General features: G+C 67.2%; 22 protein-coding genes. 6 read left to right on the top strand and 16 right to left on the bottom strand.

Translation table 11 applies throughout. The features are described from left to right. Genes AC24R4_RS24775 through AC24R4_RS24790 form a run of 4 tightly spaced genes read right to left on the bottom strand, consistent with a single transcriptional unit; the run spans position 1 to position 3827 of the window. Positions 1-903 (bottom strand): 2-hydroxy-3-oxopropionate reductase, encoded by a 903-nt coding sequence (locus tag AC24R4_RS24775; RefSeq protein ID WP_400394414.1) that lies wholly within the window; start codon positions 901-903, stop codon positions 1-3. Between the two features lie 24 nt (positions 904-927). Continuing rightward, a complete protein-coding gene (garL, locus tag AC24R4_RS24780) occupies positions 928-1719 on the bottom strand; it encodes a 2-dehydro-3-deoxyglucarate aldolase (protein WP_400394413.1) in 792 nt (263 codons plus the stop codon). 15 nt (positions 1720-1734) lie between these two features. Then, complete coding sequence (locus AC24R4_RS24785; RefSeq protein WP_400394411.1) at positions 1735-2829, bottom strand: malate/lactate/ureidoglycolate dehydrogenase; 1095 nt, start codon at positions 2827-2829, stop codon at positions 1735-1737. 2 nt (positions 2830-2831) lie between these two features. Next, positions 2832-3827: a Bug family tripartite tricarboxylate transporter substrate binding protein gene (locus AC24R4_RS24790; protein ID WP_400394410.1), complete on the bottom strand. Its 996-nt coding sequence runs from the start codon at positions 3825-3827 to the stop codon at positions 2832-2834. Between the two features lie 275 nt (positions 3828-4102). On the opposite strand from AC24R4_RS24790, the gene AC24R4_RS24795 reads away from it, so the two are divergent. Beyond that, positions 4103-5779: a thiamine pyrophosphate-binding protein gene (locus AC24R4_RS24795; RefSeq protein WP_400394408.1), complete on the top strand. Its 1677-nt coding sequence runs from the start codon at positions 4103-4105 to the stop codon at positions 5777-5779. A gap of 116 nt (positions 5780-5895) precedes the next feature. Here AC24R4_RS24795 and AC24R4_RS24800 read toward each other — a convergent pair whose 3' ends face one another. Further along, positions 5896-6222 carry a CppA family protein gene (locus AC24R4_RS24800; protein WP_487523763.1) on the bottom strand — a complete coding sequence of 109 codons (327 nt, stop codon included), beginning with the start codon at positions 6220-6222 and terminating at the stop codon, positions 5896-5898. A 185-nt stretch (positions 6223-6407) separates the two neighbouring features. Here AC24R4_RS24800 and AC24R4_RS24805 point away from each other — a divergent pair, with 185 nt between their 5' ends. From AC24R4_RS24805 to hglS, 3 genes are all read left to right on the top strand, one after another. Then, the gene (locus AC24R4_RS24805) at positions 6408-7298 is read left to right on the top strand and encodes an RNA polymerase sigma-70 factor (RefSeq protein WP_487523764.1); all 891 of its coding nucleotides are present in this window, start codon (positions 6408-6410) and stop codon (positions 7296-7298) included. 46 nt (positions 7299-7344) lie between these two features. Further along, entirely contained in the window at positions 7345-8256 is a 912-nt protein-coding gene (locus tag AC24R4_RS24810; RefSeq protein ID WP_487523765.1) for a LysR substrate-binding domain-containing protein, read from the top strand. Positions 8257-8389: 133 nt separating this feature from the next. After that, positions 8390-9754, top strand: coding sequence for a 2-oxoadipate dioxygenase/decarboxylase HglS (hglS, locus tag AC24R4_RS24815; RefSeq protein WP_400395839.1), 1365 nt, complete (start codon positions 8390-8392; stop codon positions 9752-9754). A 298-nt stretch (positions 9755-10052) separates the two neighbouring features. Here hglS and AC24R4_RS24820 read toward each other — a convergent pair whose 3' ends face one another. Continuing rightward, positions 10053-11159 carry a porin gene (locus AC24R4_RS24820; RefSeq protein ID WP_400397301.1) on the bottom strand — a complete coding sequence of 369 codons (1107 nt, stop codon included), beginning with the start codon at positions 11157-11159 and terminating at the stop codon, positions 10053-10055. A 244-nt stretch (positions 11160-11403) separates the two neighbouring features. On the opposite strand from AC24R4_RS24820, the gene AC24R4_RS24825 reads away from it, so the two are divergent. Beyond that, positions 11404-11763, top strand: a complete 360-nt coding sequence (locus tag AC24R4_RS24825; protein WP_487523766.1) for a hypothetical protein — start codon at positions 11404-11406, stop codon at positions 11761-11763. A gap of 36 nt (positions 11764-11799) precedes the next feature. Here AC24R4_RS24825 and AC24R4_RS24830 read toward each other — a convergent pair whose 3' ends face one another. The 6 genes from AC24R4_RS24830 to AC24R4_RS24855 form a co-directional block, all read right to left on the bottom strand. After that, a complete protein-coding gene (locus AC24R4_RS24830; protein WP_487523767.1) occupies positions 11800-13887 on the bottom strand; it encodes an acetate--CoA ligase family protein in 2088 nt (695 codons plus the stop codon). A 30-nt stretch (positions 13888-13917) separates the two neighbouring features. Further along, positions 13918-14286 carry a Zn-ribbon domain-containing OB-fold protein gene (locus tag AC24R4_RS24835; protein ID WP_400394446.1) on the bottom strand — a complete coding sequence of 123 codons (369 nt, stop codon included), beginning with the start codon at positions 14284-14286 and terminating at the stop codon, positions 13918-13920. Continuing rightward, positions 14283-15452, bottom strand: a complete 1170-nt coding sequence (locus tag AC24R4_RS24840; RefSeq protein WP_400394444.1) for a thiolase family protein — start codon at positions 15450-15452, stop codon at positions 14283-14285. The genes AC24R4_RS24835 and AC24R4_RS24840 overlap by 4 nt, the downstream gene beginning before the upstream one ends. After that, on the bottom strand, positions 15449-16672 hold the full coding sequence (locus AC24R4_RS24845; protein WP_400394442.1) for an ABC transporter substrate-binding protein: 1224 nt from the start codon (positions 16670-16672) through the stop codon (positions 15449-15451). Before AC24R4_RS24845 ends, AC24R4_RS24840 begins: the two co-directional genes overlap by 4 nt. Positions 16673-16851: 179 nt before the next feature. Beyond that, positions 16852-17910, bottom strand: a complete 1059-nt coding sequence (locus AC24R4_RS24850) for a cyclase family protein (RefSeq protein ID WP_400394441.1) — start codon at positions 17908-17910, stop codon at positions 16852-16854. Positions 17911-17913: 3 nt separating this feature from the next. After that, a complete protein-coding gene (locus AC24R4_RS24855; protein WP_400394439.1) occupies positions 17914-18699 on the bottom strand; it encodes an IclR family transcriptional regulator in 786 nt (261 codons plus the stop codon). Positions 18700-19002: 303 nt separating this feature from the next. Between AC24R4_RS24855 and AC24R4_RS24860 the strand changes: the two genes are divergently transcribed. After that, a complete protein-coding gene (locus tag AC24R4_RS24860; protein WP_487523768.1) occupies positions 19003-19533 on the top strand; it encodes a riboflavin biosynthesis protein RibA in 531 nt (176 codons plus the stop codon). 47 nt (positions 19534-19580) lie between these two features. On the opposite strand, the gene AC24R4_RS24865 is transcribed toward AC24R4_RS24860, so the two are convergent. The 4 genes from AC24R4_RS24865 to AC24R4_RS24880 all read right to left on the bottom strand — a co-directional run bounded on the left by AC24R4_RS24865 (position 19581) and on the right by AC24R4_RS24880 (position 23931). Continuing rightward, positions 19581-20840 carry an AI-2E family transporter gene (locus AC24R4_RS24865; RefSeq protein ID WP_487523769.1) on the bottom strand — a complete coding sequence of 420 codons (1260 nt, stop codon included), beginning with the start codon at positions 20838-20840 and terminating at the stop codon, positions 19581-19583. A 232-nt stretch (positions 20841-21072) separates the two neighbouring features. Further along, positions 21073-21225 carry a hypothetical protein gene (locus AC24R4_RS24870; protein ID WP_194946509.1) on the bottom strand — a complete coding sequence of 51 codons (153 nt, stop codon included), beginning with the start codon at positions 21223-21225 and terminating at the stop codon, positions 21073-21075. A 211-nt stretch (positions 21226-21436) separates the two neighbouring features. Further along, positions 21437-21874, bottom strand: a complete 438-nt coding sequence (locus AC24R4_RS24875) for a hypothetical protein (RefSeq protein WP_400397530.1) — start codon at positions 21872-21874, stop codon at positions 21437-21439. Between the two features lie 419 nt (positions 21875-22293). Beyond that, positions 22294-23931: an MBL fold metallo-hydrolase gene (locus AC24R4_RS24880; protein ID WP_400395690.1), complete on the bottom strand. Its 1638-nt coding sequence runs from the start codon at positions 23929-23931 to the stop codon at positions 22294-22296. Between the last annotated feature and the right edge of the window lie 9 nt (positions 23932-23940).

Raw genomic sequence — 23940 nt, forward strand, 5'->3', positions numbered from 1 at the left:
TCATCCGGCCGATTCTGGCGTGTCGCCGATGGCGAACGACGACAGGTGCTCGATGGCCTTGACCAGCCCCGAGTGATCCCAGCCCGCGCCGCCCTGGGCCACGCACACATTGAACAACTGCTGCGTCGAGGCCGTGTTCGGCATGCCCAGCCCCAGCTGCTTCGCCGTGGACAACGCCAGGTTCAGATCCTTCTGATGCAGTTCGATGCGGAAACCCGGATGGAACGTGCGCTTGATCATCCGGTCGCCGTGGACTTCAAGAATTTTCGAACTGGCAAAGCCGCCCATCAATGCCTGGCGCACGCGCGCCGGGTCGGCGCCGGCCTTGGCAGCCAGCACCAGCGCCTCGCTGACGGCCTCGATGGTCAGCGCCACGATCACCTGATTGGCCACCTTGGCCACCTGGCCGTCACCGACATTACCCACCAGCGTGATGTTCTTGCCCATCAATTGCAGCAGCGGCAGCACCTTGTCGAAGACATCGGGCTTGCCACCGGCCATGATCGACAGCGTGGCCGTCTTGGCGCCCACTTCGCCGCCCGACACCGGCGCATCCACATAGTCGCAGCCGAGCTTCTCGACCCTGGCGGCGAACTCGCGCGTGTCGATCGGCGAGATCGAGCTCATGTCCACCACGATCTTGCCCGGGGTCAGCCCGGCCGCCACGCCGTCGTCACCGAACAGCACGCGCGCCACGTCGGGCGTATCGGGCAGCATCAGGAAGATGATGTCGGCCTGTCTGGCCACCTCGGTGGCGTTGGCGCACGGCTGCACGCCGCGGTCGAGCAGGTCCTGCGGCACGCCGCTGCGCGTGTGCGCATAGACGGTATGGCCGCCGGCCTGCAGGTGTTCCGCCATGGGCCTGCCCATGACGCCCAATCCGATAAATCCGAGCTTGCTCATGATTCCTTCCAGTTCAAAATGGCTTCAGGACGCAAAGCGGTCGCGCAGCGCGCGGGCCGCATCGCGCAGCAATACGTGGTCGATGCCCACCGCCACGAAGTGCGCGCCCATCTCCAGGTAGCGCCGCGCGTCGGCTTCGACCGGCGTCAGCGTGCCGATGGCCTTGCCGGCCTGGTTGGCGGCATCGTAGATCTGTTTCACCGCCGCCTGGACGTCGGGGTGGTTCGGGTTGCCCAGATGCCCGTAGGCCGCGGCCAGGTCGTTCGGGCCGATGAAAATGCCGTCCACACCGGGTTCCGCGCAGATCTCGGCGGCTGCTTCCACACCCTTGCGGCTTTCGATCTGCACCAGCACGCAGATGTTGTCGTTGATGGTCTTGAAGAAGTCCGGCAGCGTGCCATAGCGGTTCTGCCGCTGGGCACCGGACACGCCCCGGATGCCGTCGGGCGGATACCGCGTGGCGCGCACCGCGCGGCGGGCTTCCTCGGCCGATTCCACGAACGGAATCAGGAAGTTGTAGAAGCCGATATCGAGCAGGCGCTTGAGCATCACCGGATCGTTCCACGGCGGCCTTACAACGGCGGCGCTGACGCTGTCCTTGAGCGCCATCAACTGGGGCGCGAAGGTCAGCACGTCGTTGGGCGAATGCTCGCCATCGAGCAGCATCCAGTCAAAGCCGGCCAGGCCGACAATCTCGCTGGTCACGGGCTGGCCGAGCGAACTCCACAGGCCAATCAGCCGCTTGCGCGCCAGCACGTCGGCCCGGAACCTGTTGGGCAGCGGGTGGATCTGGGGCAGGTGAGGGGTGTTGGACATCGTCGATCTCCTGGATCAGTCGGCGGCCAGCGCGGAAAGCGGGCCCGGCGATTGGCCACGGGCCTGCAGCACGCGGGCGGCGGCATCGTCAAGCTGGGCCAGCGTGCTGCTGTCCACGGGGATGTATTCGGCGCGGGCGCGGCGCCAGGCGCGTTCGGGGTCGCCCGGCAGGCGGATGGCGTCGTTGCCCGGTTGCAGGCGCGACGCCTTCATCCATTCCACGAACGACTCCACCTCGTGGCCGAACGTGGTGCTGCTGCCCAGCCGCGCCGGATCGAAGATGACCGCCAGCATGTTGTTCCATACCGCGTGCTCGTGCGTGAGCGTTTCGGGGCGGATCGTATGGCCGCCGGCCACGGCCGCGCCCAGCAGTTCGCACATCACGGCCAGCACGTAGCCCTTGTGCTCGCCGAACGTGCGCAGCGCGCCCTGTGGCGTGCCGGGGTGCGGGAACATCACGGCGGGGTCGTCGGTGGGGTGGCCCTGCGGGTCTATCAGGCAGCCCGGCGGCACTGGCACGCCCTTGTTGTGGGCCACGCGCACCTTGCCCAGCGCGATGGCGCTGGTGGCGAAGTCCAGCACCAGCGGCGGCTGGCCGGCCACCGGCACGCCAATCGTGAACGGATTGGTACCAAAGCGCGGATCGTAGCCGCCATGCGGCGCCACGATCGGCTTGGATAGCACATTGACGAAGTGGATCGAGATCATGCCGGCCGCCGTGGCCTGTTCGGCCCAGTGGCCCACACGGCCCAGATGGTGCGACCGGCGCAGGCCCAGCACGCACACGCCATGTTCCTTCGCGCGTTCGATGCCCAGGCCCATGGCCTGTTCGGTCACGGCCTGGCCCATGCCACGGTTGCCGTCCAGGCTCAGGATGCCGCCCGATTCATGCACCACGCTGACCTGCTGGTTCAGCTGGAGCTGGTCGGCCTGCCAAGACATCACGTATTTGGGAATCATGCCCACGCCATGCGAATCGTGGCCGGACAGGTTGGCGCCCACCAGATGATCGGCGGTCAGCCGGGCCTCGCGGGCGTCTGAGCCCGCCGCCAGCCAGAGGTCTGCCACCCATTGGTGCAGGCCGGCAGTCGGGATACGGTGATCACTCATGCTTACTCCAGGTGAATATTGGCCACCTTGATCAGGTTTGCCCATTTGGCGACTTCGCTCTTCTGGAAATTGCCCAGTTCGGTGGGGCCGGCGCCCGACGGCTCCACGCCCATCGATGCCAGCCTGGCGCGCACGTCCGGCTGGCGGATGATCTTGCCGATCTCGGTCGACAGCTTGTCGACGATGGGCCTGGGCGTGCCGGCCGGCGCGAAGATGGCCTGCCACGACACGATCTCGTAGCCGTTCAGGCCCGACTCCGCCATGGTCGGCACGTCGGGCAGTTCGGCCGCGCGCTTGGCGCCGGTAGTGGCCAGCGCACGAAACTTGCCCGACTGGATCATCGGCATGGCCGCCACGCTGTTCTCGAACACCAGGTCCACCTGGTTGCCCAGCAGCGCCTGCACCGCCTGGCTGCTGCCCTTGTAAGGCACGTGGGTCATGCGCAGCCCGGCCATGTTGGCAAACAGTTCGGCAGCCAGGTGCTGCGACGTGCCATTGCCCGACGAACCGAAATTGACCGTACCCGGCTTGGCCTTGGCGGCGGCGATCACGTCCTGCACGCTCTTCCACGGGCTGTTGGCATTGACCACCAGCACGTTCGGCAACGTGCCAATCAGCGCGATGGGCTGGAAGTTCTTGACCGGGTCATACGGCATCTTCGGGTACAGGCTCACGTTGATGGCGTGCGAGCTGATCGTGCCGCCCAGCAGCGTGTAGCCGTCGGCGGGGGCCTTGGCCACGTAGTCGGAACCGATATTGCCGCCCGCGCCGGCACGGTTTTCCACCACCACCGATTGCCCCAGCACCTGCGACAGCCGCTGGCCGATCAGCCGGCCCAGCAGGTCGGTGGTGCCTCCGGCGGCAAACGGCACCACGTAGGTGATGGGCTTGCTCGGGTAGTGATCGGCACCCTGGGCGCCGGCCTGCGTGGCGACCGCCATGCATCCGGTACAAAGCACGGCCAGCATCGGCCGCATCAGGCGATGGGGAAAATTCATATGATGTCTCCTGTAGCGCGAACGTTCGTGTGCGGCAGTCCCGGTCCGGGCTGCCGTTCTGCCTGACGGTTTCCGCAACGGAAACATGGGTCGGGCGGGGCGTCTTGTGCTGCGCCTCGTCCGCAAATCTACACGGGCGGGGGCGGTGGCGACTTGCAGAATTCGCATAACAGAAATGCACGATAGGCCGCGCGGCGGCGCACGTCAAACGGAACAATTGCAGACATTGCGATCCTGCCGCCGATTTTCACGTCGATAACGCGACCCCATCCGACATGACCTCCAACGCTACCCAGACGGCCCGCACCGGCGGCCGCGTCCTTGTAGACCAACTGCGGCTCCATGGCACCGAACGCATTTTCTGCGTGCCGGGCGAGAGCTTTCTCGACGTGCTGGACGCGCTGCACGACCAGCCGGCCATCGACCTTGTGGTCTGCAAGCACGAAGGCGCCGCGGCCAACATGGCCGAGGCGGACGGCAAGCTGACGGGCCGTCCCGGCATCTGCTTCGTGACGCGCGGCCCCGGTGCCACGCATGGCAGCATCGGCGTGCATATCGCGCAGCAGGACTCCACGCCGATGATCCTGTTCGTCGGCCAGATCGCCCGCGAGCACAAGGGGCGCGAGGCATTCCAGGAGGTGGACTACGCGGCCGTGTTCGGGTCGATGTGCAAGTGGGCGGCCGAGATCGACGATCCGGCACGCATCCCGGAGATGGTGGCGCGCGCGTTCCAGGTGGCCACGTCGGGCCGCCCGGGCCCGGTGGTGCTGGCGCTGCCCGAGGACGTGCTCGATGGTCGGGTGGAAGTGGCCGACGCCGCGCCGTACCGCGCCGTGGCCGCCGCACCGCGCCCCGAGGACGCCCAGGCGCTGGCGGCCGCGCTGGCCGCTGCCCAGCGTCCGCTGGTGATTGCCGGCGGCGCCAACTGGACCGGCCAGACCGTGCGCGATTTTGCCGCGTTCGTCAACGCCTGGGATCTGCCCGTGGCCTGCGCCTTCCGCCGCCAGGACGTGATCGACAACCGCGACCCGCACTACGTGGGCCACCTGAGCCTGGGCGTCAGCCCCAAGCTGGCCGAACGCGTGAAGACGGCCGATCTGATCGTGGCCTTCGGCACGCGGCTTGGCGATATCGCCACCGATAGCTATTCGCTGCTGGAAGTCCCGCAGCCCAAGCAGAAGCTCGTGCATATCCATGCCGACAGCTTCGAGCTGGGCCGCGTCTACCAGGCCACGCTGCCGATCCACGCCGGCGTCGAGCCGGGCGCCGCCATGCTGGCATCGCTGGCCGCGCCCGCTTCGGTGGCCTGGAAGGACTGGACCGCCGGCGCCCGCGCCGACCATGAAGCCTTTGTCACGCCGCCAAAACCTCACGCCGAACTGACCGGCGTGGACATGGGCGCCGCCATGGCGCACCTGAACCGGGTGCTGCCCGAGGACGCCATGCTGTCCAACGGCGCTGGCAACTACACGGTCTGGCTGCACCGCTTCTATGCCTACAAGCGTCCGCGCACCCAACTGGCCCCGACGTGCGGCGCGATGGGCTACGGCCTGCCGGCTGCCATTGCCGCCAAGCTGCGCTTTCCGGAAAAAACCGTGGTGTGCTTTGCCGGCGACGGCTGCTATCTGATGTATCCGCAGGAAATCGCCACGGCCGCCGCCCACGGCGTGAACCTGATCGTGATCGTGGTGAACAACCGCATGTACGGCACGATCCGGATGCACCAGGAGCGCCGCTATCCGGGCCGCCAGAGCGGCACGCGCATCGTCAATCCCGATTTTGTGCAGATGGCGAAGGCTTGCGGCGCCTGGGCCGAACGCGTCGAGCGGACCGAGGACTTCGCCGCCGCCTTCGAACGGGCGCAGCGGGCCGGCAAGCCGGCCGTGCTGGAACTGGTGACCGATCCGCTGCAGATCACGCCGGCGATGCGCGTGACCGATCTGCCGCAATGAGCAGGGCGCTGAAACGGTCCGGAAAAAGTGATCGAAAAGCGGCTCTGCCAGCGGTTTAGTCCGAATTATAGGATTTCAATAATTCGGACTAAACCTCGGCGGCGTCTGAAGGGCGCCTAGAAGAGGGAACCCTGCGGCCGGGCCTCATGCCCGGCCGTTTCGCGTTGTGCATGCGGGGCAGCAGGCTTGGCCAGAATCTGGCGGATCTGCGCCAGATAACGTTCACCCACCGCCCGGTGGGTCTTGCGGGCCTCATCGGCAAAGCTGCGGCGCGACGGCGGCCGGATGTTCAGCAGGCGGCAAATCGTTGAGAGATAAGGCTTTTTCCCGTCCGCGGCGGTGCGGCGCGCGGCCGACACCAAGGCGGCGTCGCCAATCCGTCCACGCAGCCAGACCAGTACCTGGCGGTCATATTCATTCTGCACACGGATCAGGTGTTCCATTTCAGGGCTCCGAAGGTTCCGACACTGTTTAATCCATCTCACGACGTCTGGTACTGTCTATCCATACAGTACACTGTAAATATATACAGTAGTTCGGAAATTTCAAGGGCGCAGTCAGACACAACGCGAGACGGCGAGAGGGCGCCAATGCCACAATGGCAGCCCACCGCAAGGACACTTGTGCCATGGCCGCACCTGCCCCCGATCCCAGCCAGACCTTTGACCAGCTTCGCCCGCGCCTGCAGGGCATCGCGTACCGCATGCTGGGTGCCGTGGCCGAGGCCGAGGATGTGGTGCAGGACGCCTGGCTGCGCTGGCACGGCACCGATCGCGACGCCATCGACAACCCCGAGGCGTGGCTGGTATCGGTGACCACGCGGCTGTCCATCGATCATCTGCGCGCGGCCAAGCTGCAGCGCGAGCACTACGCCGGTATCTGGCTGCCTGAGCCGCTGATATCCGAAGGCGCCGATACGCCCGAGGCCCTCTACGAGCGTGCCGACGACGTGTCGGTGGCGTTCCTGTTCCTGCTGGAACGCCTGACGCCCGAAGCGCGCGCGGCCTTTCTGCTGCGTGAAGTGTTCGACGCCGACTACAGCCAGGTGGCAGAGGTCATCGGCAAGAGCGAGGCGGCCTGCCGCCAGCTGGTGAGCCGCGCCAAGACCCAGTTGCGCGATGCCCGGCCGCAACCACCGGTACGCAAGGACGCGCACCTGAACCTGGTGCGGCGCTTTGCCCAGGCGCTGGAGCAGGGCACGTTCGACGCGATCCGGGACCTGCTGGCCGACGAAGCCACGCTGATTGGCGACGGTGGCGGCAAGGTGTCGAGCTTTCCGAAGCCGCTGGTCGGCGGCGGCAAGATCGCGCAGGTCCTCTTCGCGGCGCAGCGGCGGGGCCTGGCGGTGCATGTGCAAATGGTGGTGCTCAACGGCCAGTGGGCGCTGCTGCGCTTTGTCGATGGCCAGCTCGAATCGGCCCAGAGCATCGAGACCGATGGCGAGCGCATTGTCAGCATCCACGCGCAACGCAACCCCGACAAGCTGAAGCGCATCCTGTCAGCCATCGCGCGCCCCTGAATGCCGTATCCGCCTTGTTTTTTCCTCATCGCCAGCCCCCTGAACCATGCGCCTGCCCAGCCTGATCGCACTCCAGATGCTTGAGTGCGCTGCCCGACTTGGCAGCTTCACGCGCGCCGCGGCCGAACTGAACGTCACCGAAAGCGCGATTTCCCGGCAAATCCAGGCCATGGAGGAACGGCTAGGCGTGCGTTTCTTCGAACGGGTGCGCCAGCGCGTGGTGCTGACGGCCGACGGCGACCGCTATGTGCGCGACATCCGCGCCGAACTGAAGGCCATCGAGCGCGCCACCAAGGATCTGGCGTCGCGCGCTGGCGGCATGGAGGTGCTGGAACTCGCCGTCGTGCCCACTTTCGCCACGCAATGGCTGATTCCGCGCCTGGCCGGCTTCCGGGCCGAGCATCCACGGATCGTCGTCAATATCCACGCGCGGCCCGATCCGTTCCACTTTGCCGATTCGCTGTTCGATGCGGCCATCTATTTTGGCAACGACGCCTGGGACGGGCATCCGTCGGCCACGCTGCTGGAAGAGGGGCCGTCGATCCCGGTGTGCAGCCCGCAACTGCTGCAGGGCGCGGCCCTGCGCCAACGCGAAGACCTGCTGAACCTGCCGCTGCTGCATCTGGCCAGCCGCCCCGATGCGTGGCCCGACTGGTTCGGCGGCGACGACGAGGCGATCCGGCGCCGCGCGCGCCTGGGGCCGCGCTACGACCTGTTCACGATGGTCACGGGCGCTGCGATCTGCGGGCTGGGCATCGCCGTTTTGCCAGAAATGATGGTGCGCACGGAGATCGAAAGCGGCCAGCTGGCGGCGCTGCCGTTCTCCGGGGCGCCGGCGTCCGGCCGGCATGGCGCCTATTTCCTGACCTACCGGCAGGCCAAACCCGGCGACGGCACGGATCGGGACAAGGCGGCGCTGTTTGCCGACTGGCTGCTGCGCCAGTGCGAGGTCGCCTGAAGACCGATCACCGGCTGGGCATCAAGTTAATGCGTAAAGCGCATCAAGTTGCGCGGAAATATCGCTTGCCGCCCGAAAGCCGCGCGACCACACTTGGCGGCTCTTTTTGTCATCTCGTCGTCCCCGGAACCACATGTCTGCCGCTTTCACGTCCCCCAGCCAGATCCGCGCCCAGTTCTCGCGCGCCATGTCCGATATGTACCGTGCCGAGGTGCCGCAGTACGGCACGCTGATGGCGCTGGTCGCCGATGTCAATGCCGAAGTGCTGGCCAGCGTGGGTGCCGTGGCCGCCGGTGCGGCCGGCCAGGCATCGCGCATCGAGGTGGAACGCCACGGTGCCATCCGCGTGGGTACCCCTGAGGAATTGGCCACGATCCGTCGCCTGTTCGCCGTGATGGGCATGTTCCCGGTGGGTTACTACGATCTGTCCGTGGCCGGCGTGCCGGTCCACTCCACGGCGTTCCGGCCGAAGGACACCGCCGGCCTGGCCGAGAACCCGTTCCGCGTATTTACGTCGCTACTGCGTCTGGACCTGATCCAGGACGCCGCGCTGCGCGACGCCGCCGCGGCAGTGCTGGCCACGCGGTCGATTTTCACGCCGGGCTGCCTGGCACTGATCGAGCGCGCCGAGCAGCAGGGCGGCCTGGCTGCCGACGACGCCGCCCGTTTCGTGGCCGAGGCGCTGGAGACATTCCGCTGGCACGGCAAGTCCACCGTCGAAGCCGACCTGTACTGGAAGCTGCGCAAGACCCATCCGCTGATCGCGGACATCGTGTGCTTCCCCGGCCCGCATATCAACCACCTGACGCCGCGCACGCTGGACATCGATATCGTCCAGACGCAGATGCCGGCACGCGGCATCAGCCCGAAGGCCGTGGTGGAAGGCCCGCCGACGCGCCGCTGCCCGATCCTGCTGCGCCAGACCAGTTTCCTGGCCCTGAGCGAGCCGGTCACCTTCCGCGATGGCGGCGAAGCCGGCACCCATACGGCGCGCTTTGGCGAGATCGAGCAACGCGGCGTGGCGCTGACCGCCAAGGGCCGCAAGCTCTACGACGAACTGCTGAACGAAGTGCGCAAGGTCATCACCCCGTCTGGCGACGGTTCGAATGCCGACGCCTATCGCAAGACGCTGGGCGACATCTTCCAGGCGTTCCCGGACGACCACGCGTCGCTGCGCCAGCAGGGCCTGGCCTATTACCGCTATGCGGTGGGCAATGCGGCGGCCGATGGCGACGATGTGGAAGCACTGATTGCCGCCGGCGCGCTGGTGGCCGAGCCGATCACCTACGAAGACTTCCTGCCGGTCAGCGCCGCCGGCATTTTCCAGTCGAACCTGGGCGATGAGAACCGCGACGACCTGCAGGCATCGCCCAACCGCGCGGCCTTCGAGCAGGCGCTGGGCGCGACGGTCAGCGATGAACTGGCGCTGTACGCCGCCGAGCAACAGGCGTCGCTGGACGCGGCGCTGAAGACGCTGGGGTTGGCCGCACGCGTTTAATGCACCCTCGGTTGGCTCCCCTCTCCCATGAAATGGGAGAGGGGCTGGGGGAGAGGGCGGGCAGTTCGATCTACGAGCCGTCGCAATTTGAACCTCAATGCCCTCTCCCCCGACCCCTCTCCCGCCTGCGGGAGAGGGGAGCAAACCAGACCGCCAGCCGCCACAAAAGAAAGAGGCCCGCCAGGCAGCTGCCTGTGCGGGCCCATAGAAAGACGAAGGGAAAGTCTTCGCCGTGGAGTCTGGACGCTTTACGATCCGATGAAGCTCGATCGTGGATCGGACGTGGATCGGACGTGGATCAGAAGCGGTGGCGCACGCCGATGATGGCGCCGAACTGGCTCTGGCCGGCACGCACCTGCTCGCTGGTGGCGGTCAGCGTGGTGGCGCTGCCGTTCAGCGACGGGCCAAAGCCCGACAGGCCCATCGACGAACCGTTGCGGTTCTGCGCGTAGGCGGTGATCGCGTAGAGGTCGGTGCGCTTGGACAGCGCATAGGTACCCGACAGCACGAAGCTGTACGGATCGCCGTTGCTGTTGCGCACGTCGGTGTAGTAGGCGGCGCCGGTCAGGGCGATGGCCGGGGTCACCTGGTAGGTGGCGCCGACCCAGTACAGGTTGGTGCGCAGCGAACTGCTGGCGAAGTCGCCGTAGTACCAGCGATAGCCGGCAAACGCGCGGCCACGGCCAAAGTTGTAGCTGGCGCCGATGGTGGCGCGGCGCTCGCGGTTGTCGTCGGTGGCGACGGTGCTGCCACGCACTTCGTCATACACCACGCGTGCCGACACCGGACCGGCATCGTAGCCGCCGGCCACCGACCAGTTGCGGCCGGCCTTGTAGTCGCCCGGCACTTCGCCGCCGGCGCTGCTGTCGTAGCCGGTGCTGTAGAACAGGCCGTAGTAGAACGCGCCGGTCTGGCCGGTGAACTTCAGCGAATTGTCCGCACGGCCCGACATCCACTTGTCGTGCATCAGCACCGAATAGCGCGTGGCGATGGCCATCGGGTCATAGGCCAGCGAGAAGTCGTACAGCACCGTCTGGTGACGACCCAGCGACAGCGTGCCGTACGGATTCTGCAGACCCACGAAGGCCTGCCGGCCGAACAGGCGGCCGCCCTGGTTCAGGCTGCCGGTATCCAGATCAAAACCACTCTCCAGCGTGAAGACCGCCTTCAGGCCACCGCCCAGGTCTTCGGCGCCACGTAGGCCCCAACGCGACGTCGACAGGTTGCCGGCCGACATCCGCACCAGATTGTTGCTGCCGCCGGTGGCGGAGTTCGGGGCGTGGGTCAGGAACTCCACGCCGGCATCCACCACGCCATACAGCGTGATGCTCGATTGAGCCTGCGCCGTGGCGGGCAGGGCAGGCAGGACGGCCATGGCGGCCAGGCAGGCGAGACGGGTCTTCATGCTTATCCTTGTAGTGAGACGCGCGCACGCACGCCTCCGTAAGGGCTCAGGCGCGATGCGGCGCCTGAAATGTAACGATTAGCGACAAAGCAAAGAAGATCGAATCGTCTGACAGTTTGTCTTGAGATGTGAACAATCGGGGCGGCGGTTCGATGCAGTGCCCGGTTTCAGCGTTCGGCGATTGCGTGCCCGCCGGGGCCTATCAAGAATGGGCGCCATTCGCGCAATTACCCGAAGGGATGGCATGGCGGTGCATCTGGCAACTGGTAAGCGATTGGCGGTGGCGCTGCTGTCGGCGTTGGTCGTGTGGGGCTTTCTGATGACGTTCGGTGGATACCGGCTTCTCGACTGGAAAACATATACGGCCGTGAGACCGGTAAAGCTCTACGTCGACATGGTAGACGTTCGTCCCAGTAGCACCGACAAGCACCCCGAGCGTTTTCCGGTACTGGCGGTTCTCCCGCCAGGCACGAAATGCAGCGTGGTCCAACAAGCCGCCAAAGACTTCCCCACATGGCGCATGCGATGCGACAACGGCTTAAATGGTTGGATCAATCAGCCTGGGCATTTTTCTCCGATGGTGCCTGACGAAGCCCTTTGGTAGTTACCCTTTGGTAGCTGGGAGCCATATCCGGACCGGCTACGCCACCTCCATCAACCCATCCACCACCAGCGTCCCCTCTGCCCCCAGCATGACCGGGTTCAGATCCACCGAGCGGATCTGGCCGTGCGCCTGGTGCACGAGGTTGCCGACCCTGCTGGCCACGTCGCACAGGGCGGCGACATCGAGGGCGGCCTCGCCGCGGACGCCGTCGAGCAGCGGGGCCATGCGCAGGCTGCGTATCGCGCGTTGGATGGCGGCTGGGCTGGCGGGGGCCAGCAGTACCGCCGTGTCGCGCACCACTTCCACGTACTTGCCGCCGTCGCCCACCAGCAGCACTGCGCCGAAGACCGGGTCCCAGTGGGCGCCGACCATGCATTCGCGCTGGCCGCGCGCCATGCGCGCGACGATCACGCCTTCGCATGGGGCGTGCATGGCGTCGAGTGTCTGCGTTTGCTTGTGGAAGGCGTCGACAATTGCATCGCGGCTGTTGCAGTTCAGGGCCACCAGGCCGTGTTCGCTCTTGTGCGGCACGGCCGGGGAACTGGCCTTGACCGCGACCGGTGCGCCAATCCGCTGCCACGCCGCCACGGCGTCGTCGGCGCTCTGGCACAGGTAGTGCTCGACCACCGGCACGCCGGCTTCGGCCAGCCGGGCCAGGGTGGCGGCCTCGCTGAGCGTGCGGGAAGGCGTGGCGACGTGGGACGGAACGATCGGCGGCATGGCGGGCTCGCCGGCCACGTCGCGCAGCAGCTGCTGGTGCGCGGTCAGCTGATGGAAGGCGGCCAGCGCGTCGGCGGCATGCACGAACGTCGGCACGTTGGCCGCGCGGAACTGGCTGACCACCGCGTCCTGCCACGCGGCCACGGCGATCGGCTTGCCAGCCTGGTCGGCAAACCTTGCGGCATCGCGGGCAAAGCGGGGGACGTCGTAGCCCATGCCGGCCACCGGAATGTCGAGCAGGACCAGGTCGGCCGAGGGGTCGGCGCCGACCACCGGCAGGACGTCGCCGAACAGGCCGCTGTTGGTCAGCAGTGCGGCCGTGACGTCCACCGGATTGGCCGTGGCCGCAAAGCCGGGCAGGCGTTCGGCCAGCGCGGATTGCGTGGCGGCGGACAGCGGTGCCATCGACATGCCGAGGGTATCGGCGGTATCGGTGGCCATCACGCAGCTGGCGCCCGAGTTGCTGACGACGACCAGCCGGCGGCCGGCCGGCTGCCAGCCGCGCAGGTAGAGCGCGGCGCAGCGTGCCAGCGCGTGGGCGTCTTCGACGCGCCAGATGCCATGGCGGGCCAGGAAGGCATCGACGGCGCGGTCTTCGTTGGCCATGGCGCCGGTGTGCGATGCGGCGGCGCGGGCACCCGCCTGCGAGCGGCCCGATTTGACGGCGACCACGGGGATGCCGCGCGCGCGGGCCACGGCAGCGGCTTCGGCCAGCCTCTCCGGGTCGGTCAGCGTTTCCAGATACAACAAGAGCAGGCGCACATCGGGGTCCTGCACGACGCCCAGCGCGATTTCGCTGACGGTCACATCGGCCTGGTTGCCGGTGGCATGCACATGCCGTACGCCGATCCCCTGGTTGCGCAACAGGCCATAGACCAGCGCCGCCGTGCCGCCACTCTGGCTGACCACGGCCACCGGGCCATCCTGCGGCGGGATCTCGATAAACATCGTCGAAAAACTGGCGATCGTGCCATTGCCAAAATTGGCCAGCCCCTGGCTGTTGGGGCCGACGATGCGCAGGCCGCCTTCCCGCGCGATGCGTACCATGTCGTCCTGCTGGCGCTTGCCTGCCTCGCCCGCCTCGCCGAAGCCCGACGCGATCACGATGGCGGCGCCCACGCCCAGCCGCGCGCAGTCGGCCACAGCCTGCACGGCCGCGCCACCGGCGACCACGATCACCGCCAGTTCGGGCGCCTCGGGTAGCGCATCGAGCGACGGGTACGCGGGCAGCCCCTGCAGCGATGCGCGCTGCGGGTTGACCGGATAGATGGCGCCGGTATAGCCCATGGTCCGCATGTAGTGGATCGGGCGGCCGCCAATCTTGTGGATGTTGTCGGACGCGCCAACGATGGCGACCGAACGGGGCGAGAGCAGGGCGGAGAGGGTGGAGAGCGTGGAGGGCATTGTTTTGAGGGCCGCTGAGGGCTGTTCAGGTCAAATCCGGGAAAACCGCAGTAGCGGCTGCCCGGCGTGGTGGAACACCCCGGCGCGCACCCGGTCGCCGATGGCGATGCCCGGGTCGGCGTGGCCCATCACACGCGGGCCTTCATCGAGGGTAGCCAGCACCAGCGTGTAAGGCGCCAGCGCCTGGAAGGCTTCGGTGGGGGCCCGGAACACCTCGGTCACCGCGTAGACGGTGGCCTGGCCGTTGCCATCGCGCCAGGCCAGTTGCCGGCTGCCGCAGGTGCGGCAGGCATGGCGCTGCAGCGGCTGCCAGGCGCCGCAGATCTCGCAGGTCTGGTAGCGCACCACGCCAGCGGCCAGGCCTTCGGTGTAGGGGGATTGGGATGGCGGTTCGCTCATGCGGTCTCCAGGATCAGGCTCACATGCGACGACAGCACGCCGCCATCGGCATGAAACAAGGCGCGCTTCCGAGGCTGCGGCAATTGCCGGGCGCCGGCCCGGCCGGCCAGCTGGCGCGCCGCTTCGGCAAGGTGCATCAATCCGCCCGCTACGCCCGAATGGCCAAACGCCAGCAGTCCTCCATGCGTGTTGAGCGGCAACGCGCCATCGGTGTCGAAATCGCCGGCACGCAGCCGGGCGACGGCCTGGCCGCGTGGGGCGATGCCGATTTCCTCCAGCAGCATGACCAGCGTGATCGTGAACGAGTCGTAGATCGCCAGGTAGTCGATATCGGCCAGCGCGCAGTCGGCTTCGGCCAGGGCGCGCCCGGCGGCATCGGATGCACCGCTGTGCATCACGTCGCCGAGCGCGCCAAGGTGCTGGTGCCGGTGCGCCTGGCCGGCGCCGGCGATGCGTACTGGCGTGCCGGTGCCCGGTTCGGCCGATACCACCAGCGCGACGGCGCCGTCCGAGATCGGGCAGCAGTCCGACAGCCGCAGCGGCGACGCGATCGGCCGTGCCTGGCGGGCGGCCTGCACCGACAGCGGATCGCGCAGGTGCGCGTCGGGGTGCCCGGCGGCATGGCGCCGCATCAGCACCGCGAAGTCGGACAGCGCATCGGCATCCAGGCCCACCTCGTGCAGGTAGCGCGAGGCCAGCAGCGCGTAGTAGGCCGGCACCGATGCGCCGTTCGGCACTTCGATCTCGGGCTCGCCGACCTGCGCCAGCGTCTGTACTGACTGATCGCGGCTCTGGCCGCTGAGGCGGTTCTCGCCGGCCACCACCAGCACGTTGCGGCAACGGCCAGCGCGCACCAGATCATGCGCCAGCATCGCCATCAGCCCGCCCGTGGCGCCGCCGCCGGCCATGCCTTGGGCATAGGCCGGCTGCAGCGACGCAAATTCGCAGAAACGGTCGGCCAGCATCAGGTGCGGCAGCGTGGTGGCGTAGCCGCACAACACGCCGTCCACCTCGGCGCGCGCCAGCCGCGCGGCATCGAGCGCGGCATCGGCGGCCTGTGCCATCAGCGTCAGCGGGGAGCTGCCGGGCAGGCGCCCGAAGCGGGTGTTGCCCACCCCGCGTACGTAGCTCGGTATCGCCAATGCAGCCGTCGCGGCAGCCGTCATTTCTTGAGCAGCGGGCACTGCGACCTGGCTACCGGCATGAACGCCTGGTCGCCGGGCACCGTGGCCAGCAGCTTGTAGTAGTCCCACGGGTACTTTGATTCTTCAGGCTTCTTGACCTCGAACAGGTACATGTCGTGGATCATGCGGCCGTCCTCGCGGATGCGGCCGTTTTTGGCGAAAAAGTCATGGATCGGCAGTGCCTTCATCTGCTTCATCACGGCGGCGGTCTCGTCGGTGCCGGCGGCCTGCACGGCTTTCAGGTAGTGCGTGACCGACGAATAGACGCCGGCCTGGCTCATGTTCGGCATCTTCCTGACCTTGTCGAAGTACTTGCGCGACCAGGCCCGCGTGGCGTCGTTCATGTCCCAGTAGAACGCCTCGGTCAGTACCAGCCCCTGCGCCGTCTTCAGGCCGATGGCGTGGATATCGTTGATATAGAGCAGCAGGCCGGCCATCTTCTGGGTGCCGTTCTTCGTCAGCCCGAATTCCGACGCGGCCTTGATGGCATTGACGGTGTCGCCGCCCGCGTTGGCCAGGCCCACCACCTGCGCCTTGCTGGCCTGGGCCTGCAGCAGGTACGAGGCAAAGTCGCTGGTGTTGATCGGATGCCGGGCCGCGCCCAGCACCTGGCCGCCCGCCTCTTGCACCACGGTCGTGGCCGATTGCTGCAGCGTGTGGCCAAACGCGTAGTCGGCCGTCAGGAAGAACCAGGTCTTGCCGCCGCGCTGCACCATCGCGCGGGCCGTGGTGTTGGCCAGCGCGTAGGTGTCATAGGCATAGTGGACCGAAACCGGCGTACAGAGATCATTGGTAATGCGCTCGGTGCCCGGGCCAGAGAACACCACGATCCTGTTCTTCTGCCGGGCCACGTCCAGCACGGCCAGCGCCGGCGCCGACGCGGCCACGTCCAGGATGGCATCGACCTTGTCCTGGTCGAACCATTCGCGCGCCTTGTTGGCGGCGATGTCGGCCTTGTTCTGGTGATCCACCACCACCAGTTCCACCTTCTTGCCCAGCACCTTGCCGCCGTAGTCGTCGATGGCCATCTGGGCCGCCGTGGCGCTGCCCCGGCCCGTGACATCGGCATAGAGCCCGCTCATGTCCAGCAGCAGGCCAATCTTGACGATATCGTCGGAAATGCCGGCCCTGGGCTGGGCGTGGGCGGCTAGCGATACCACGGCCAGCGCGGCGGTGGCGATCCGTTTCAAGGTGGATGTCATAGTCTCCTCCGTCTTGTTTTGTCATCTGTTTTCTCTCCTCTCCCACAATGTGGGAGAGGAGGCGGGGGAGAGGGCGCGGCGCTTCACTTGACGACATGTCGGCAAGCAGGGGCTCAATGCCCTCTCCCCCAACCCCTCTCCCATTGCATGGGAGAGGGGAGCCATATATACGCCCCGTGCTATACCGTTGCTATCGGCGTGGTCGGCGACCCCACCGCGCCGGGCAGCCGCAGGGGCGGCGCGGTCAGCATGAAGCGGGTACGCCGATGGGCCCGCAGCCAGTCGGCCAGTTCGCGCAGGTACCAGAGTTCGCCCAGCGGCAGCCCGAGCTTGAACAGGCAGTGGTGGTGCAGCGGCAGCAGCGGATGGGCCCGGGTGTCGTCGGGCGGGGGCAACGCCGGGAAGCGTTCGACGGCGTAGTTGTCGGCGATCAAGGCGGCAATGCCCGCGTCGGTAATCCAGTTCAGCAGCCGGTTGTCGCGGCCGTTCAGGGCGGCGCAGCTGTGGTGCAGTACGGCTTCGTCGGGATTGCGCTGCATCGACAGCACCACCTCGGCAAAGCCGGTGCGCAACAGCAGCATGTCGCCGCGCTCCACTTCCACGCGGTGGGCCTCCATGGCGCGCATCAGGTCGTCATAGCCGACATTGCGGAAGTCCGTGCCGAAGACATCGGCCAGGTCCACCAGCACGCCCCGGCCCTGCATGCCCTTGACGGCGAAGTTCTCGATACCGAGCGCGTCGGCGTGGCTGGCGTGGCCGTGGCCGCAGTCGTGCGCCGCGAAGTGGTCATCGTCGGCGTAGTCCACCGGGCCCACGATATCGGCGTTGGCGCGGTAGCCGTTGTAGTAGACGCGTTCGGGCCGGCCGTCGCCGTCGGCATCGAACAGCGCACCCACGTGCGCCAGCGAATCCCATTGCGTCGAATACTGCAGGCACAGCAGTACCTGGTCGTCGCTGATCACGTCGGTGGCGGCCGGGTTGACCTTGGCCAGCGGAAAATTCAGGTACGGGATGTCGTCGCGGAAGGTGGGCCGTAGCTGCGGCGGATGGCGGCGGGGGTTGAGCTTGTTGCCGCCGGGATAGTCCAGCGGCATCGACAGGCAGAAGCTGATACCGGCCTGGATCTCGCGGGCGCCCTTGACCACCTGTTCCGGGCCGATCAGGTTGACGCGGCCCAGTTGATCGTCGGGCCCGAAATCGCCCCAGTTTGAGCCTTCTGGACGTTGCTTCCAGCGCATGCTTCATGCCTCCTTCGGTTGTGCCTGTGGTTGGCGGGTGGGATGGCGCCAGGCGGCGGCGATGGCGTCGGCCTCGCGGCGCAGCGCGCGGGCCAGGGCGGCCTCGCGTTCGGTAATGCGTTCGTTGAGGGCGGCAATGCTGATGGCCCCCAGCGGATAGCCGTCGGGGCCGGGCAGGGCGATGCCGATGCCGCCCATGCGCTCGACCACGACATCGAGCAGCACGGCATAGCCGCGCGCGCGCGTGGTTTCCACGTGGCGGCGCAGCATGTCGGCGTCGATCCGGGGATAGCGTTTCAGCGATGGGGCGATGCACGCCAGCACCGCGTCGATCTCGTCGTCGGGCAGCGCGGCCAGCAGCGCCAGGCTGCCCGCCCCCACGCCGAGCGGGCGGCGGCTGCCGACATCGAGGTAATTGGCACGGATCGGGAATGTGCCCAGGCGCAAATCCAGGCACACGGATTCCCAGCCGCCAGGCACCGAGAGAATCGCCGAATCTTCAAATGTATGGGCCAGCCGGATCAGGGCCGGGCGCGCCAGCGGGCGCATGTCGAGCCGGCGCTGCGCGGCCGCCTGCAGGGTCAGCCATTCGCGCCCCGGCGAAAACGCCTTGGTGGCCGGGTCGCGCTCGACCATGCCTTCGGCCATCAGCGTATCGAGCAGCCGCAGGGCCGACGCCTTGTCGACCTGCGCGGCGGCAGCCAGGTCGGTCAGCCGGGCATTGCGGGTGTCCGACAGCGCGCGCAGCAGCCGGCAGGCCTTCTGCAGCGATGTGCTCTGGACGGTCACGGATGCGTCTCCTCCGGGTCGAGTTTTGTGTGATGAAACCTCGGTACGCGCGACAGCCGTTGATTTATAGGCGACGGAAGCGGGCGCGTCATTCTGCGATGCATCAAAATTTTGCCGGCCGAAACTCGGACGTCGGCCAGTTTCGGCGTCGTCCTACAGGCCCGTGCGGCCGCATGCCGACGTGGCGCAAGCGGCGCGAACGCTACGATGGATCGGGGAACGCAGAAGAAACATGAGAAATCTGGAAGGGAGGGCCATCCAGGAACCGTCCGGTCGATGCGTCCGGCACAAAGGAGCCCACACATGACAGGCAATCTGATTTCCGGCGAGGCGGCCAATACCCGTATCGCCGCACTCTACGACACCGAGGCCGACGCCACGCAGGCGGTCGATCTGGTCTGCAACACCGCCGGACTGAGCGCGAAACAGGTCAAGCTGGTCCACCCGCACGAAGCGCACTTTGGCCGCAAGCTGGAACCCGACGAACAGGGGATCGCGCGCACGGCGGTCCGGTCGCACCTGACGCTGGGCGCCTGCGGGCTGATCCTGGGGTTGCTGGTGGTGGCCGTGCTGTATCTGCAGCACGTTGCGTGGGTCACGCAGAATCCGTGGCCATCGGCGGCCGCAGGCACATTTATCGGCGCCATGCTGGGCATGATGGGCGGCGGCCTGATCACGGCCCGGCCCGATCATCAGGCCGTGATCACCCCGGTGCGCGAGGCGGTGAAGCACGGTCGCTGGGCGGTGCTGGTCAATCCCGAGTCGCCGCAGCAATGCGACGATGCCATGCGCACGCTGCGCGGCACCCATGCCGAAGTGATGCGGTCGGTATGATGCCCGTGGCCCGGGGCGGCCCTTGATGGGCTCAGGCGCCTGGTCGCTTATTCGCCAAGAAATTCGGCAATGACTTCGAGGCCCTCGACGTGATCGGCCACCACCTTGGCGATGACGGCCAGCGGTATCGCCAGCAGCATGCCCCAGGTGCCCCAGAGCCACGTGAACAGCAGTAGCGACACGAAGACGGCGACCGGATTCATGCGCGCCAGGCGGCCTGTCATCCACGTGGTCATGCCGTTGCCGATCAGCGTGGCAATCACCATCGAACCGCCCGCCGCCGCAGCCGCCACGGCCAGGGTGCCGGATTGCATGAACCCGGCCACGCCCAGGCAAACGGCCACCACCAGCGAGCCGAAGTAGGGCACCAGGTGCAGCACGGCCGCCACCAGCGCCCAGGTGCCGGCATTGTCGATCGACAGATACTTCAGCAGCAGATAAATGCAGAAGCCGAGCGACGCGTTGGTGACCAGCAGCATGATCATGTAGCGCTGCACCTGCCGGTTGATCTCGTCCAGCATATGCACGTTGATCTTCTTCTGGCTCAATGTCTTGCCGGCCATCTTGATGAACTTGCGCTTGAACATGTCGCCCGTCAGCAACAGGAACCACGTCAGGAACAGCACCACCACCGACTGGGCCATCAGCGCAAAGGCACTGACCCAGCCTGCCCACACCATGTTGCTGAAGTTGTCGGCGGTGCGCTCCACCACCACCGGGGCGCCCTTGGGAGCGGGAAGCTGCCCGGTGCCGCTGAGAATGGTGGCGGCGCGGCGCACCTTCTGCACCACGGAGTCGTCGCCGCTCATCAGTGCCCCCACCGAACGCGACAGCTTGCTGGCGATCTCCGGCAGGCGGTCGACGATCGACGACACCTGGCCCTGCAGCAGATAGGCACAGCTCAGCGCCAGCGCCATCAGGCTCAGCAGCACCAGCGTGGCGCCGATGGCACGAGGAATGTGACGGCGCTGAAGCAGGTCCACGAGGGGATCGAGCAGATAGGCAAGGATGATGGCCAGCACCACCGGAACGATGAATGCCGTGGCGACATGCAGCGCGTACAGCGACGCCAGCGTGGCCAGCACGATCAGCGCCGAACTGGCGCGCCCCAGTGACTGGGTCCAGCTGGGGGGTGTGTAATCGGAAGTGGTGACGGGTGCCGCCGCGGCCCCCGGCATCGGCCCCGTCAGGGCGGCGTCCGGCATGGCGCTAACCGTGTCGCCGGCATGGTCGCCGTCAGGCGTCAGCGCGCTGGCCTCTGGCGGCCGCGCGGACCGCAGGGCGGGAGAAGGCGGGACGGTCGACATGGGGGCACGGTATGGTGGTCGTTATTCTCGTAGGATAGCCCCGGGCCGCATCGCGGGGTGTCGGCGCGCGGCGGGTCGCGATGTAGGACGGATACACGTAACGGTTGCAGCACCGGGGCGGCCTCAAATCAAAACGCCGGTCTTGTGGACCGGCGTTTCGGGGAAAGCAATGATTCGATGGATTGCCCGGGGGTATTTTTGTGGGCTTGCGTGGGCTTGCGTCTGTGTTTGCCTAGCGCGGTGAATCGTCGCGGGGGCCGGAAGAGGCATCCAGGAACGGTTGCTGCTTGAGCAGGGGATCGTTCTTGACCATCCAGCGGACACCGAAAGCCAGTGCAACGATGCAGGCCAGCATATACGCAACGATCGCAGTGAGAGTCAGCATGTTTCTGTCACAGGAGGAGGTTGCGACCGCAGTTGCCACGTCGGTGATCCGGGACGATGCAGGGACAGCGCGTGGCGGGCCGGATGGGAACGGATTGTATGTGACAGCAGACGTGATTCCGGCCCCATTTCGCCTGAAATTTTCTGTATGCCGATCTAAGCGCAACTAATATCGGCAGGTTCTGCTATGTCCGAACATCCGACCCATACGGTCAGAAATAGCACCCCATGCTGTACTGCTCGGTGCGCAGTGCCTGGGCGGCGTGGCGATAGCGGTCCGCGTAGCTCCAGTATTCGGTGTGCTGCATGGCGCGTTCGGCGGCGCGCGCCTGGTACTCCAGTGCCCGGCACTGGTTCCAGAACGCGTTCTGGCTGCGCCAATCGGCCTCGTCCTCGCGCGCGTCCCAGTTCTGGATCTGCGCGGACATGCGGGCGCGGTTCTGCAGGTAGGCCTGTTCGTCCTGGCGGATCTTGGCCGTCTTGGTGACGGTGGTCACGTTGCCGCGCATCGATCCGGTGACGTTCTGGTAGCCGGCCGGACATGACCCGTTCGTGTAGAGCGTGTCACGCGGGCTCTCGCACTTGGTCACGGCCTGCGCCGCGCCCGAGGCGGCCAGGGACAGCAGGAAGGCGCATAGGAGTCTGGACATGGCGCGGCTCGCGGCGGGTTTCGATCCGATCACTGTAGGCAGTGCGCGTCCGGCCCGCCAAGGCCGTCAAGGTATCCAGATATTTCACAGGGTGTCGATTGCCCTTGCGGAGTTTGCTGCGGGGAGGGGGCGCGGCGGCAAGCTGGAACGCTGGCCCTCTCCCCCGGCCCCTCTCCCGCAAAGCGGGAGAGGGGAGAAAACCAGGGGCATGTAGTGGTGCGCGGCGGCAAGCTGGGATGCTGGCCCTCTCCCCCGGCCCCTCTCCCGCAAGGCGGGAGAGGGGAGAAAACCAGGGGCATGTAGTTGTGCGCGGCGGCAAGCTGGGAGGCTGGCCCTCTCCCCCGGCCCCTCTCCCGCAAGGCGGGAGAGGGGAGAAAACCGCGGGCATAACAAGTACCGGCGGGTGCAGTCTTCCAGTCCTACAGCAGCTTCCAGACGCCCTCGGCCTCGCTGGCGACGCCATCGGCTTCCAGCTTGCGCAGGTGGGCCATCAGCGAGCGCAGCGCGATCGGATGCTTGGTGACAGGAACGTCGTCGTAGACGCTGGCCACCAGCGTGCCGGCGTCGGCCGGCGCCAGCGCCCGCAGGGCGTTCATCACCTTGGCTTCGCGCTGCATGCGGTGGCGGATCAGCAGCCGGATGGCGTCGTGCGGGCGCGGCATCAGGAAGCCGTGCCCTGGGGCGATCCAGTCGATCTCCTCGTCCAGCAACGCGTGCAGCGATGCCAGGTAGGCGCGCATGTCGCCATCGGGTGGGTTGATGACCACCGTGGACCCCTGCATCACGTGGTCGCCCGTGAACAGCGTCTTTTCCTCTTCCAGCAGGAAACACAGGTGGTTCGACGCATGCCCCGGCGTGTGGATCACGCGCAGCGTGGTCTGCGGACCCAGGGCGATGCGGTCGCCGTGCGTGGGCTGATGGTCAGGCCGAAAGGTCTGGTCCTGGCGATCCACCACGTCGGTGGTGCGGCCCCAGACCGGCGCGGCGGTCGCCTCGCGCAGGCGCACCGACCCCGGCGAGTGGTCCAGGTGGGTATGCGTGACCAGAATCCATTTCACGGGCCCGGGCGCGGCGGCCATCACGGCGTCGAAGTGGGCGGCGTCATCGGGGCCGGGGTCGATCACGGCCCACTGGTTGTCGGCGCCGGCCACGAAGTAGGTGTTGGTGCCAGGCCCGGTCATCACGTTGCCGTTGCTGGCCGTCACGCGCCAGACCCGTTCCGACAGCTTGACCGCGAGGCCCGGTTCCAGCGTGTAGCGTCCATGGCCTGCGCCATCCGGGTCGATGCGGGCGATTTCCGCGTAGCTGGGTTCCTCCGGCATCACGGGGCGATGGCCCTTGGGGCCATGGGCCAGGCGCGGCATCACCAGCGCGATATTGCGCTGCTGCCGCGCGTAGTCGAAACACGCCTGTGCCGTCCCGAAATGCGCGATGGACTGCAGGATCTTGCGCGTGGCATTGACCAGCGTGAGGTTGTTGGCCGGGTCCACCACGTCGGCCGGCCGCATCCAGCGGTGCTCCACGGCCTCCACGCCATCGTGGATCGCGGTCTGCCCGGCGGGCAGCACGGCCATGAAGAAGCGCGTGTCGAACCGCTTGGGCAGGCCCGGCGGCGTCAGCCAGTAGGCGCAATAGGCCAGCTGGTCGACCGCCAGCCGCAGCCCCAGCATGTCGCAGACATGGGCCAGGCCCTTGCCGCCGTAGCTGGCCGCCTCGCGCAACTGCTGGTGGACGTCGGGGCCCAGGTCGTCCAGCCGCACGATTTGCCCGCTGGCGTCGTAGGCAAACAGCAGGTTGGCTTCCTCGAACGCCTCGCGCACGGCGCACAGGTAGTAGTCCAGCCCGTTGGCCGGCACCTGCAGCCGCGCGCTGGCCGCCGCGTCGTCCAGGCCGGCGCACAACGGATGCAGCGTGGCATCCTGGGCATCGAGCACGCCACCCGGGAATACGAAGGCGCCGGCACTGCGGTCGTCGTCGCGCTGCGGGCGGCGCATCATCAGGATTTCCATGCCTTGGGGCCCGTCGCGCAGCACGAGCATGCTGGCGGCGAAGCGCATGGCCTTGGC

Source organism: Cupriavidus sp. CER-90 (assembly GCF_057652055.1).